This is a genomic window from Nocardioides sp. IC4_145 (assembly GCF_011250565.1).
Lineage (GTDB): Bacteria > Actinomycetota > Actinomycetes > Propionibacteriales > Nocardioidaceae > Nocardioides.
In genome coordinates this window covers 19015-30741 of sequence record NZ_JAANMS010000048.1, presented here as the reverse complement: position 1 = coordinate 30741, position 11727 = coordinate 19015, and the positions used below count along the sequence as shown (strand labels likewise).

12 protein-coding genes are annotated in these 11727 nt (G+C 73.0%); 1 reads left to right on the top strand and 11 read right to left on the bottom strand.

All coding sequences use genetic code 11. The features are described from left to right. Positions 1-349 precede the first annotated feature (349 nt). From G6553_RS17560 to argC, 10 genes are read right to left on the bottom strand one after another with little or no spacing between them, the layout of a single operon-like run. On the bottom strand, positions 350-931 hold the full coding sequence (locus G6553_RS17560; protein WP_166195858.1) for a DNA-3-methyladenine glycosylase: 582 nt from the start codon (positions 929-931) through the stop codon (positions 350-352). Further along, positions 918-2339 carry an argininosuccinate lyase gene (gene argH, locus G6553_RS17555; RefSeq protein WP_166195856.1) on the bottom strand — a complete coding sequence of 474 codons (1422 nt, stop codon included), beginning with the start codon at positions 2337-2339 and terminating at the stop codon, positions 918-920. Before argH ends, G6553_RS17560 begins: the two co-directional genes overlap by 14 nt. Continuing rightward, positions 2339-2851, bottom strand: a complete 513-nt coding sequence (locus tag G6553_RS17550) for an NUDIX domain-containing protein (protein ID WP_166195854.1) — start codon at positions 2849-2851, stop codon at positions 2339-2341. The genes argH and G6553_RS17550 overlap by 1 nt, the downstream gene beginning before the upstream one ends. Continuing rightward, the gene (gene argG / locus G6553_RS17545) at positions 2851-4284 is read right to left on the bottom strand and encodes an argininosuccinate synthase (RefSeq protein ID WP_166195852.1); all 1434 of its coding nucleotides are present in this window, start codon (positions 4282-4284) and stop codon (positions 2851-2853) included. Before argG ends, G6553_RS17550 begins: the two co-directional genes overlap by 1 nt. Positions 4285-4287: 3 nt before the next feature. Further along, a complete protein-coding gene (locus tag G6553_RS17540; RefSeq protein ID WP_166195850.1) occupies positions 4288-4827 on the bottom strand; it encodes an arginine repressor in 540 nt (179 codons plus the stop codon). After that, on the bottom strand, positions 4827-5762 hold the full coding sequence (argF, locus tag G6553_RS17535; protein WP_166195866.1) for an ornithine carbamoyltransferase: 936 nt from the start codon (positions 5760-5762) through the stop codon (positions 4827-4829). The genes G6553_RS17540 and argF overlap by 1 nt, the downstream gene beginning before the upstream one ends. Beyond that, a complete protein-coding gene (locus G6553_RS17530) occupies positions 5759-6988 on the bottom strand; it encodes an acetylornithine transaminase (RefSeq protein WP_347565786.1) in 1230 nt (409 codons plus the stop codon). Before G6553_RS17530 ends, argF begins: the two co-directional genes overlap by 4 nt. Further along, positions 6985-7929 carry an acetylglutamate kinase gene (gene argB, locus G6553_RS17525; protein WP_166195848.1) on the bottom strand — a complete coding sequence of 315 codons (945 nt, stop codon included), beginning with the start codon at positions 7927-7929 and terminating at the stop codon, positions 6985-6987. Before argB ends, G6553_RS17530 begins: the two co-directional genes overlap by 4 nt. Then, positions 7926-9077, bottom strand: a complete 1152-nt coding sequence (gene argJ, locus G6553_RS17520; RefSeq protein ID WP_166195846.1) for a bifunctional glutamate N-acetyltransferase/amino-acid acetyltransferase ArgJ — start codon at positions 9075-9077, stop codon at positions 7926-7928. The genes argB and argJ overlap by 4 nt, the downstream gene beginning before the upstream one ends. After that, on the bottom strand, positions 9074-10126 hold the full coding sequence (gene argC, locus G6553_RS17515; RefSeq protein WP_166195844.1) for an N-acetyl-gamma-glutamyl-phosphate reductase: 1053 nt from the start codon (positions 10124-10126) through the stop codon (positions 9074-9076). The genes argJ and argC overlap by 4 nt, the downstream gene beginning before the upstream one ends. A 117-nt stretch (positions 10127-10243) precedes the next feature. Between argC and G6553_RS17510 the strand changes: the two genes are divergently transcribed. Further along, positions 10244-11053 carry a maleylpyruvate isomerase family mycothiol-dependent enzyme gene (locus tag G6553_RS17510; RefSeq protein ID WP_166195842.1) on the top strand — a complete coding sequence of 270 codons (810 nt, stop codon included), beginning with the start codon at positions 10244-10246 and terminating at the stop codon, positions 11051-11053. Positions 11054-11077: 24 nt separating this feature from the next. Here the strand turns inward: G6553_RS17510 and G6553_RS17505 are convergent, their stop codons facing one another. Beyond that, the gene (locus G6553_RS17505) at positions 11078-11698 is read right to left on the bottom strand and encodes a maleylpyruvate isomerase family mycothiol-dependent enzyme (protein ID WP_166195840.1); all 621 of its coding nucleotides are present in this window, start codon (positions 11696-11698) and stop codon (positions 11078-11080) included. Positions 11699-11727: the final 29 nt, after the last annotated feature.

The following is an 11727-nucleotide window of genomic DNA, read 5'->3' as shown; positions in this document are numbered from 1 at the left end:
AGAATCATTGTCAAAGAAACCATCAACCAACCCAACCCCCAAAAGAGAGAAGAATCAGCCAACGGGGCATAACAAACTAATTCGTCGACTATGACACACTGTTGAGTTCTCAAGGATCACACGCACACCGCCCGAACCCTTGCGGGCCGGCCCGGAGGCAACCTGCAGAAACTTACCGGTTCCGATCCTCCTGCGCAACTCCGGGGAGCTGGGCGATCCGGAGGATCCGAGCCGGAGCGGCGGCTCCCATGTCCCTCGGCCTGTCGGCCCGGGCGAGAACCGCGTCCTGCGGCGAGAGAGAACATTACACCCGCTCCCGGGACGTGCCAAATCGGATGGTTCCCCCGGCTCAGCGGGGCTTGGCGGGGCGGTAGGTCGAGACGCTTGGGTGCCCGGTCTCCCAGAACCGCCATGGCCGCTCGGGCGCTCCGCGGAGGCCGACCCGCGGCCCCGTCGAGACATCGGCCGGCGGCGTACCGGGCTCGAGCAGGATCGGACCGGCGACCAGGTCGGTGCCGTCGTGGTCGAGCGCGATGCCGAGGGCGCGGCAGAGCCGGGCCGGTCCGCGGGCCAGGTCGCGGTCGGTCGACCCGGGTCGCCGGTCGCGGGCGGCCTCGACCCCCTCGACGACCTCACCCGCGCGCAGCAGCACGGCGCTCGGGTCGCCCTCGGGTCCGGTCACCACGTTGCAGCACACGTGCATGCCGTAGGTGAAGTAGCAGTACAGGTGCGCCGGGGGGCCGAACATCGTCGCGTTGCGCTTGGTCATCCCGCGGAAGGCGTGCGAGCCCGGGTCGGCCGGACCGGCGTACGCCTCGACCTCGGTGAGCCGGACGGCGACACCGCCGTGCCGCACGACCGATCCGAGCAGCCGCGGGGCGACCTGGTCGACGGGGCCGGCGAGGAACGCGGAGAGCTCAGAGGCGGGCACGGTACGACGCCGCGCGCTCGGTCAGCTCGACGAGCTGCTCGCGCACCCGCACCGGGGCGGTCCCGCCGCGGCCGTCACGGGAGGCGACGGACCCCTCGGCGGTGAGCACCTCGCGGACCGCCGGCGTCAGGTGCGGCGAGATCGCGGCCAGCTGCTCGTCGGTGAGCTCGTGCAGCTCGATGCCGTGCTGCTCGCACTCGCGGACACAGGCACCGGCGAGCTCGTGCGCGACGCGGAACGGGACGTCCTGGCGGACCAACCACTCCGCGACGTCGGTGGCGAGCGAGAACCCCTGGGGCGCCAGCTCGGCCAGCCGGTCGCGGTCGAAGACCAGCGTGGCGACCATGCCGGTGAACGCAGGCAGCAGCACCTCGAGGGTGTCGACGGAGTCGAAGACCGGCTCCTTGTCCTCCTGCAGGTCGCGGTTGTAGGCGAGCGGGAGCGCCTTGAGCGTGGCCATCAGCCCGGACAGGTTGCCGACGAGCCGGCCGGCCTTGCCGCGGGCGAGCTCGGCGATGTCGGGGTTCTTCTTCTGCGGCATGATGCTCGACCCGGTCGACCAGGAGTCGTGCAGCGTGACGAAGCCGAACTCCTTGGTCGCCCAGAGGATGACCTCCTCGGCGATCCGGCTGACGTCGATGCCCACCTGGGCGGTGACGAAGGCCAGCTCGGCGACGAAGTCGCGGGATGCGGTGCCGTCGATGGAGTTGGCGGTCGAACCGGTGAAGCCGAGCTCCGCGGCGACACCGGTCGGGTCGAGCCCGAGCGACTGACCGGCCAGGGCACCGGAGCCGTAGGGCGAGTCGGCGGCCACCCGGGCGTCCCAGTCGAGCAGCCGGTCGACGTCGCGCAGCAGCGGCCAGGCGTGGGCCATCAGGTGGTGGGACAGCAGCACCGGCTGGGCGTGCTGGAGGTGGGTGCGGCCCGGCATGATCGTCGGCTCCGGCTCGAGGTGCTCGCGGGCCTGGCCGGCCAGCACGTCGACGAGGTCGAGCACCTGCCCGGCCACCACGCGGGCGTGGTCGCGCAGGAAGACTTTGAACAGCGTCGCGATCTGGTCGTTGCGGCTGCGGCCGGCGCGGAGCCGCCCGCCGACCTCGGGACCGACCTCCTCGAGGAGCAGCCGCTCGAGCGCGCCGTGCACGTCCTCGTCGGAGGCGTCCGGGTGGAGCTCGCCCGCGGCGTACCGCTCCCCCAGCACGTCGAGCCCGCGCTGGAGCTCGGCCAGGTCGGCGTCGGAGAGCAGCCCGGCGCGGTGCAGCGCGTTGGCGTGCGCGCAGGAGCCCGCGAGGTCGTAGGGGGTGAGCCGCCAGTCGAAGTGCGTCGAGCGCGACAGCGCGTCGAGCTCGGGCGACGGACCCCCGGCGAACCGGCCGCCCCAGAGCTTGCCCTCGTTGGTGGTGCTCACTACCTGCCTCCTCCGACCGCGTCGACCGCGGCCCGCATGATCGTCGTGAGGTCCTCGCTCACGGCGGTGCCATCCTCGTCCAGCGCCTCGGGCGTCCACCACGCGGCCCGGTCGATCGTCCCGACCTCGAGCGGTTCCAGCCCACCGAAGTGGACCTCCTCCCCCGGCGCCGGGTCGAACCGGACCGCGAAGTACGTCTGGTCCTGCACCAGGTGCCACAGCCCCCAGTCGAACGCGACGACCTCGTGGTGGACGGGACCGACGAGGTCGGCCGCGGCGACGACGAACCCGGTCTCCTCGCGCATCTCCCGCGCGGCTGCGTCGACCAGCGGCTCGCCCGGGTCGGCGCCACCGCCGATGGAGAACCAGTACGGCGAGCCCGGGTCGACGGGGTCCCACCCGTGCAGGAGCAGGACCTCGCCGGCCGCGTTGACCGGCAGCACGCAGGCGCAGGTGCGCTCGCGGACCGGCCGGGTGGACGCCGTGCCCGCCGTCCCGTCGAGCCGCTCCATCAGTCGGTGCCGAACTCCATCGCCGCGGCGTCGAGCGCCTCCTCCTCGGTGCCGGGCTCGTACGCCGGGTTGTCGGTGATCCGGTCGTAGCCGCCGGCCGGGAGCTCGCCGAAGAGCGTCCCGTTCTCGACGAGCACCTGCCCCTGGTCCAGCGGCTGGCCGGCGTACTGCTCGAGCTTGGCGCGGGAGTCGGCGATGTCGAGGTTGCGCATCGTGAGCTGGCCGATCCGGTCGACCGGGCCGAAGGCGGCGTTCTCGGTGCGCTCCATCGACAGCTTGTCGGGGTGGTAGGAGAACGCCGGGCCGTCGGTGCTGAGCACGGTGTAGTCCTCGCCGCGGCGCAGCCGGACGACGACCTCGCCGGTGACCAGCGAGGCGATCCAGCGCTGGATGGACTCGCGGATCATCAGCGCCTGCGGGTCCAGCCAGCGGCCCTCGTAGAGCAGCCGGCCCAGGCGGCGGCCCTCGCTGTGGTAGCTCGCGATGGTGTCCTCGTTGTGCACCGCGTTGACCAGCCGCTCGTAGGCGATCCACAGCAGCGCCATGCCCGGGGCCTCGTAGATGCCGCGCGACTTGGCCTCGATGATCCGGTTCTCGATCTGGTCGGACATGCCCAGGCCGTGGCGGCCGCCGATGGTGTTGGCCTCGTGGACCAGCGCCACCGCGTCGTCGTACGTCGTCCCGTTGATCGCCACCGGACGGCCCGCCTCGAAGCGGATCGCGACGTCCTCGGTCGCGATGTCGACCGTGGGGTCCCAGAACTTGACGCCCATGATCGGCTCGACGGTCTCCAGGGAGACGTCGAGGTGCTCGAGGGTCTTGGCCTCGTGGGTCGCGCCCCAGATGTTGGCGTCGGTGGAGTAGGCCTTCTCCTTGCTGTCGCGGTAGGGCAGGCCGTGCTCGGTGAGCCACTGGCTCATCTCCGCACGGCCGCCGAGCTCGGTGACGAACTCGTGGTCGAGCCACGGCTTGTAGATGCGCAGGTCGGGGTTGGCGAGCAGGCCGTACCGGTAGAAGCGCTCGATGTCGTTGCCCTTGAAGGTCGACCCGTCGCCCCAGATGTCGACGCCGTCGGCCTGCATGGCGCGGACCAGCATGGTGCCGGTGACCGCGCGGCCCAGCGGGGTGGTGTTGAAGTACGCACGGCCGCCGGAGCGGATGTGGAACGCGCCGCACGCCAGCGCGGCCAGGCCCTCCTCGACGAGCGGGCCGCGGCAGTCGACGGCGCGCGCGATCTCCGCGCCGTACTGCATCGCCCGGTCGGGGACGCCGGAGATGTCGGGCTCGTCGTACTGCCCGATGTCGGCGGTGTAGGTGCAGGGCACGGCGCCCTTGTCGCGCATCCAGGCGACGGCGACGGAGGTGTCGAGGCCGCCGGAGAACGCGATGCCGACGCGCTCGCCCTGGGGCAGGGTGGTGAGGACCTTGCTCACGGTTCAGAACTCCTTGAGGGGGCTGGTGGGGGCGGAGGAGTCGGCCAGGGCGAGGAAGCGCTGCGCGAGCGCGTCGCCCCCGGCCGGGTCGCGCCCGATGACGAGGATCGTGTCGTCCCCGGCGATGGTGCCGAGGATCTCGGGCAGGCCCGCGCCGTCGAAGGCGGAGCCAAGGAACTGGGCGGCGCCCGGCGGGGTGCGCAGGACGACCAGGTTCGCGCTGGCCTCCGCCGAGACCAGCAGCTCGCCGAGGAGGCGCGCCAGGCGCTGGGAGGCGGCGGCGGTGTCGGTGGGGGCGGCCGGTCGCCGGTCGCCGCCCTCCGCGGGCACGGCGTACACGAGCGCTCCGGAGGAGGCGCGCACCTTGACCGCGTCGAGCTCGACCAGGTCGCGCGAGAGCGTGGCCTGGGTGACGCGCATGCCGCTCTCCGCCAGCGCTCCGGCGAGCTCGGACTGCGAGCGGATCTCGCGGTGCGTGACCAGCTCGACGATCCGGCGGTGCCGGGCGTTCTTGGTGGCCGGGCGCAGCGCGTGCTCGGTCATCACTCCCCCGCCCCGGCCTTCGCGAGGAGCCAGGCGAGGATGGCCTTCTGGGCGTGGCGGCGGTTCTCGGCCTCGTCCCACACGACGCTCTGGATGCCGTCGAGCACCTCGGCGGCAATCTCCTTGCCCCGGTAAGCCGGCAGGCAGTGCATCGCGATCGCGTCGGGCTTGGCGGTCTCGAAGAGCGCCTGGGTGACGGAGTACGGCGCGAACACCTCGGTGCGCGCCGCGGCCTCCTCCTCCTTGCCCATCGAGACCCACGTGTCGGTGATGACCACGTCGCTGCCCTCGGCGGCCTCGCGGGGGTCCTCGACCCAGGTGGCGGTGCCGCCGGTCTGCTCGCCGATCTCGCGGGCGCGGTCGAAGACCTCCGGCGGCGGGGTGTAGCCCTCCGGCGCGCTGATCCGCACGTGCATGCCGGCGGTGGCGCCGGCGAGCAGCCAGGAGTTGCCCATGTTGCAGGCGCCGTCGCCGAAGAACGTCGCGGTCAGGCCGGCGAGCTCCGGCTTGTGCTCGCGGATCGTCATCAGGTCGGCGAGCAGCTGGCAGGGGTGGAAGTCGTCGGTGAGCGCGTTGACGACGGGTACGCCGGAGTGCTCGGCCATCTGCTCCAGGTCGGTCTGGGCGAAGGTGCGCCAGGCGATCACCGACGCCTGGCGACCCAGGATCCGGGCGACGTCGGCGACCGACTCGCGCTCGCCGATGCCGGCCAGGCGGCCGTCGACGACCATCGGGAAGCCGCCGAGCTCGGCGACGCCGGCCGCGAAGGACGCCTGGGTGCGCAGCGTCGGCTTGTCGAAGACCATCGCGACCGTCTGCGGACCCTCGAGCGGGCGGTGCTCGAACGGCGCGGACTTCATGGTCGCCGCGAGCTCGAGCACCTCGGCCTGCTCGGCCGGGGTGAGGTCGTCGTCGCGCAGGAAGTGGCGCATCAGGAGTCCTTCCCTGCGGCTGCCCCGGAGGCAGCGGCGTAGGCGTCGTCGAGGATCGCCGGCCAGGCGGCCAGCAGCGCGTCGACGTCGGCGTCGGTGAGCACCAGCGGCGGCACGAGGCGGATCCGCGAGGGCGTCGTGTTGTTGAGCACGAATCCGTGGCGCAGGCCGGCCGCGACCACCTCGGCGGCGGCCTCGGCGGAGAGGTCGAGGCCGATCATCAGGCCGGCGCCGCGGACCTCGGTGACGCGGTCGTCGGTGGCGAGGCCCGTGCGGAGCCGCTCGCCGAGGGTGGTGGCGCGCTCGAGCAGGCCCTCGGCCTCGATCGTGCGGATGACGGCCAGGCCGGCCGCGCAGGCGACCGGGTTGCCGCCGAAGGTGGTGCCGTGGTTGCCGGGCTGGAGCAGCGCGCCGGCCTCGCCCAGGCCGATGCAGGCGCCGATCGGGAAGCCGCCGCCGAGTCCCTTGGCGACGGTCACGACGTCGGCACGGACGCCCTCGCCGGCGAACCAGCGGCCGGTGCGGCCCATGCCGGTCTGCACCTCGTCGACCCACAGCAGCGCGCCGTGCTCGTCGGCGGTGCGGCGCGCCGCGGCCAGGTAGCCCGCGGGCGGCACCACGACGCCGGCCTCGCCCTGGATCGGCTCGACCAGCACCGCGGCGGTCTCGTCGGTGACCGCGGCGGCGAGCGCGTCGGCATCGCCGTACGGCACGAAGGTCACGTCGCCGGGCAGCGGCGCGAACGGCGTGCGGTAGGCCTCCTTGGACGTCAGCGCGAGCGCGCCCATGGTCCGCCCGTGGAAGCCGCCCTCGGTCGCGACGACGTGGGTCCGGCCGGTGCGGCGGGTCAGCTTGAACGCCGCCTCGTTGGCCTCGGTGCCGGAGCTGGTGAAGAACACCCGGCCGTCGGCGCGGGTGCCGCCGCCGACCAGCTCGAGCAGCTTCTCGGCCAGCTCGACCTGGGGCTCGGTGGTGAAGAAGTTCGACACGTGGCCGAGCGTCTGCAGCTGGGTGGTGACCGCCTCGACCAGCGCCGGGTGGGCGTGGCCGAGGGCGTTGACCGCGATGCCGCCGAGGTAGTCGACGTACTCGTTGCCGTCGGCGTCCCACACGTGGGCGCCCTCGCCGCGGACCAGCTGCAGCTTGGGCGGGCCGAAGGTGTTCATCAGGCTGGCGGCGTACCGCTGCTGGGCCTGGTCGAGCGTGCTGTGGCTCGTGGGGGTGCTCACTGCGCGTCCCTGACCTTCCGGGTCTTGGTCTCGACACCCGGGAGGACCTGGGTGCCGACGCCCTCCTTGGTGAAGAGCTCGAGGATGACGGCGTGCGGCTCGCGGCCGTCGACGACGGTGGCGCGGGGCACGCCGCCGCGGACCGCCTTCAGGCAGGCGCCCATCTTGGGGACCATGCCGGACGCGAGCGTCGGCATGAGCTCGTCCAGCGCCTCCGGGCTGATCTCGCCGATGACGTCGGTCGGGTCGGGCCAGTCGAGGTAGAGCCCCTCGACGTCGGTGAGGACGAGGAGCTTCTCGGCCTGTAGCGCGACCGCGAGCGCGGCGGCGGCGGTGTCGGCGTTGACGTTGTGGACGGTGCCGTGGACGTCGGGCGCGACGCTGGAGACGACGGGGATCCGGCCGGCCTCGATGAGGTCGAGCACCGACTCGGGGCGCACCTTGGTGACCTCGCCGACGAGGCCGAGGTCGACCTCCTCGCCCTCGATGACGGTGCTGGCCGGGACGGCGGTGAAGAGACCGGCGTCCTCGCCCGAGCAGCCGACGGCGAGCGGGCCGTGCTCGTTGATGAGGCCGACCAGCTCGCGCTGCACCTGGCCGACGAGGACCATCCGGACGACGTCCATCGCCTCGGGGGTCGTCACGCGCAGCCCGCCGCGGAACTCCGACTCGATCCCGAGCTTGTCGAGCATCGAGGAGATCTGCGGTCCGCCTCCGTGCACGACGACGGGCTTGAACCCGGCGAAGCGGAGGAACGCGATGTCCTCGGCGAAGGCGCGCTTGAGCGTGTCGTCGGTCATGGCGTTGCCGCCGTACTTCACCACGACGATCTTGCCGTGGTACTGCTTCAGCCACGGCAGCGCGGCGGCGAGCGTGCGGGCCTTGGCCTGGTCGGGCTTGCTGGTGTCGAAGGCGCCCGTGGGGCTGCTGGAGTCGTTCATGAGGAGTACGCGCTGTTCTCGTGGACGTAGGCGTGGGTGAGGTCGTTGGTCCAGACGGTGGCCCGCTCGGACCCGGTCTTGAGGTCGATGGTCACGCTGACCTCGCGGCCGTTCAGGTCGACGGTCGCCGGGTCGGCGTGCGGCGTGGACTGCTTGCAGACCCAGACGCCGTTCATCGCGACGTCGAGGTCGGCGGGGTCGAACTGGGCCGACGTGGTGCCGATGCTGGCCAGCACCCGACCCCAGTTGGGGTCGTTGCCGAAGATCGCGGCCTTGAACAGGTTGCTGCGTGCCACGCTGCGGCTGACCTCGACGGCCTCGTCCTCGGTGGCCGCGTTGAGCGTCGTAATCGCGATCTCGTGATCGGCGCCCTCGGCGTCCTTGAGCAGCTGCATCGCGAGGTCCGTGCAGGCCTGCGTGAGCGCCTGGGTGAAGTCGTCGAGGCTCGGCGTGATCCCGCTGGCGCCGCTGGCCATCACGGTCACGGTGTCGTTGGTCGACATGCACCCGTCGGAGTCGAGCCGGTCGAAGGAGACCCGGGTCGCGGCGCGCAACGCCGTGTCGAGGTCGGCGGCCGGCACGACGGCGTCGGTCGTGAGGACGACCAGCATCGTGGCCAGCTGCGGGGCGAGCATGCCCGCGCCCTTGGCCATCCCGCCGATCGACCAGCCGGCGCCCTCGACGACGACCTGCTTGCTCACCGAGTCGGTGGTCATGATCGCCTCGGCGGCGTCCTGCCCGCCCTGCGCCGACAACCCGGCGTACGCCGCGTCGACACCGGCGAGCAGCTGGTCGCGGTCGTTGGTCAGCCCGATGAGACCGGTCGAGCAGACGACCACGTCGACCGCCCCGAACCCGAGGTGGCCCGCGACCTGCTCGGCGACCGCGTGGGTGGTCTGGAAGCCCTCGGGGCCGGTGTAGCAGTTGGCGCCGCCGGAGTTGAGGACGACCGCGCGAACGGTGCCGTCCTTGACGACCTCCTGGCTCCACAGCACCGGGTTGGCCTTGCAGCGGTTGGCGGTGAAGACCGTGGCGGAGTCGAAGGTGGGGCCGTCGTTGACGACGAGCGCGACGTCCTTGCCGCCGCTGGTCTTGAGGCCGGCCTCGACGCCGGCGGCACGGAAGCCCTGCGGGGTGGTCACACTCACGGCGCGACTCCGATCGTGGTGAGGCCGGTGGACTCGTCGAGGCCGAGGGCGAGGTTCATGCACTGCACGGCGGCGCCGGCGGTGCCCTTGGCGAGGTTGTCGACGGCGCCGACGGCGACCAGCCGGCGGGCGGCCTCGTCGAGCGTGGCCTGCACGTGCACGGCGTTCGAGCCGGTCACCGACTTGGTCTGCGGCCACAGCCCCTCGGGGAGCACGTGGACGAACGGCTCGTCGGCGTAGGCCTTCACGTAGGTCTCGCGCACGTCGTCGGCGGTGACGCCGTCCACGACGCGGGCCGAGCAGGTCGCGAGGATGCCGCGCGGCATCGGGACGAGGAGCGGCGTGAAGCTGACCGTGACCTTCCGCCCGGTCGCCTCGGCGAGGACGCCGGTGAGGTTCTGGGTGATCTCGGGGGTGTGGCGGTGGGAGCCGCCGACGGCGTACGCGCTGGCGTTGCCCATCACCTCGCTGCCCAGCAGGTGCGGCTTGGCGGCCTTGCCCGCGCCGCTGGTGCCGGAGGCGGCGACCACGACGACGTCGGGCTCGACGATGCCGGCGGCGATCGCGGGGGCGAGGGTCAGGGTCGAGACGGTCGGGTAGCAGCCGGGCACGGCGATCCGGGTCGCACCGCGCAGCTGCTCGCGCTGGCCGGGCAGCTCGGGCAGGCCGTAGGGCCAGGTGCCGGCGTGGTCGCCGCCGTAGAACCTCGTCCACTCCTCGGCGTCCTGGAGCCGGAAGTCCGCGCCGCAGTCGATGACCACCGTGCTCGGGTCCTGCGCCTGGAGCTGCTGGGCGAGCGCGCCGGACTGACCGTGCGGCAGCGCGAGGAAGACGACGTCGTGGCCGCCGAGGGTGTCGACGTTCGTCTCGACGAGCACGTGGTCGGCGAGCGGCACCAGGTGCGGTTGGAGCACGCCGAGCCGCTCCCCCGCGTTCGAGGCGCCGGTCAGGGCACCGATCTCGACATCGGGATGGGCCAGCAGGTGGCGGAGGACCTCGCCCCCGGCGTACCCGCTGGCTCCGGCGACAGCGACGCGCTTCCTGGTCATGTGCATGACCATACCGAACTCCGAATGACTATGCGACGTCGGGGTGCCGGGCGGCCTGCGTGGCGTCGGTCACGAACCCAGGTGCGGACCGTCGGCGGCGGTGCCTACCGTGCGGGCATGACGCTCTCGCCGGCTCTTCCGTACCCGCTCTACCTCGACCACATCCGCGCCGAGTCGCGCCGGTTCCGGGAGGTGCTGGCCACGTGCGACCCGGACGCACGGGTGCCCTCGTGCCCGGACTGGACCGCGGCCGACCTGCTCTGGCACCTCGCCGGGGTCCAGTGGTTCTGGGCGCGGACGGTGCGCACCCGGCCGGCGCCGCCGAGCGAGGACGTCTTGGAGCCGGAGCGCCCGGCGACGTACGACGGGCTGCTGGCGGCCCTCGACGAGCACTCCTCGTCGTTGGTCGCCGAGCTCGAGGCGGCTGGGCCGGACGCCGCGGCGTGGCACTGGGCGCCGGTGCAGACCGTCGGCACCAGCTACCGCCGGCAGGCGCACGAGGCGCTCATCCACCGGCTGGACGCGGAGCAGACCGCCGGGTCGGTGACGCCGCTGGATCCTGCGCTCGCAGCGGACGGCGTGCTCGAGCTGGTCGACGTGATGTACGGCGGCGACGCACCCGGGTGGGCCCGGTTCGAGCCGTCGGAGCACCTCGTGCGGATCGACCTGACCGACCGGGACGCCGCCATCGTGGTGCGCCCCGGGATGCTCCTCGGCACCGACCCGGACACCGGCGAGGTGCACGACGGCCCACACCTGTACGTCGTTGACGAGCCCGACACCGCCGCGTCGGCGGTCGTCGCCGGTGCGGCCGCCGACCTGGACGCCTGGCTGTGGAACCGACGCGACGCCGCCGGCATCGCCGTCTCCGGAGACCCCGCGGCGTACGAGGCGTTCCGAGCGGCGGTCTCGCAGCCGCTCGACTGAGCCCTCCGCCACCTCCGCCGCTCGTCAGCCGTGGCGTCGCTCGAGGACCGTGGCGCCGGGGCCGGTCAGGTCGGCGGCCGCCCCGCGGCGTCCGGCCATGGCCATCAGCACCGCCTCGCCGGGACCGCGCGCCTCGGGACCCCGCCCCACGGTCCAGTCGACGTCGGTCGCGACGAGACGCACGCCGCGCGCCTTCCAGAACCCGCGCAGCGGTGGCGCCGTTCGGGTGAAGTCGAGTGCGAACCGCAGGCGGGCGGGGTCGACCGTCCTCGGTCGGCCGAGCGGGCGCCGGATGTCCTGCTGGTGGATCAGCGCGTCCACCAGTCCCACGGCACCGCCGCGGGCGGCGGTGAGCCCGGTGGGTCGGGGGAACGCGCGGAGGCGCTCCATGAGCTCCGCCGGGCTCGCCGGCCCCTGCGCCCGGAGCGCCACGTCGTTGATCCGGCCGAGCACCAGGCGGCCGCGCACCATCCGGCCCACGACCTCCCGTGGGCCGAGGCCCTCGTAGCTGAGCACGTGGGCGACCACGTCGCGCACCGTCCAACCCGCGCACAGCGACGGCAGGAGCCACTCGTCCGCACGCAGCTCGGCGAGCAGCCCGGCCAGCTCGGCGCGCTCGCGCTCGGCCTCGCGCATGAGGTCCATGCGGCCGACCGTAGCTTCCTGCGGTCCCC

What these genes read in the sequence shown, in the direction of transcription:
- G6553_RS17550 (WP_166195854.1), bottom strand. Translation starts at nt 2,851, where the DNA reads ATGGAGCGGCTCGACGGGACGGCGGGCACGGCGTCCACCCGGCCGGTC.
- G6553_RS17540 (WP_166195850.1), bottom strand. Translation starts at nt 4,827, where the DNA reads ATGACCGAGCACGCGCTGCGCCCGGCCACCAAGAACGCCCGGCACCGC.
- argB (WP_166195848.1), bottom strand. Translation starts at nt 7,929, where the DNA reads ATGAACGACTCCAGCAGCCCCACGGGCGCCTTCGACACCAGCAAGCCC.
- argC (WP_166195844.1), bottom strand. Translation starts at nt 10,126, where the DNA reads ATGACCAGGAAGCGCGTCGCTGTCGCCGGAGCCAGCGGGTACGCCGGG.
- G6553_RS17510 (WP_166195842.1), top strand. Translation starts at nt 10,244, where the DNA reads ATGACGCTCTCGCCGGCTCTTCCGTACCCGCTCTACCTCGACCACATC.
- G6553_RS17505 (WP_166195840.1), bottom strand. Translation starts at nt 11,698, where the DNA reads ATGGACCTCATGCGCGAGGCCGAGCGCGAGCGCGCCGAGCTGGCCGGG.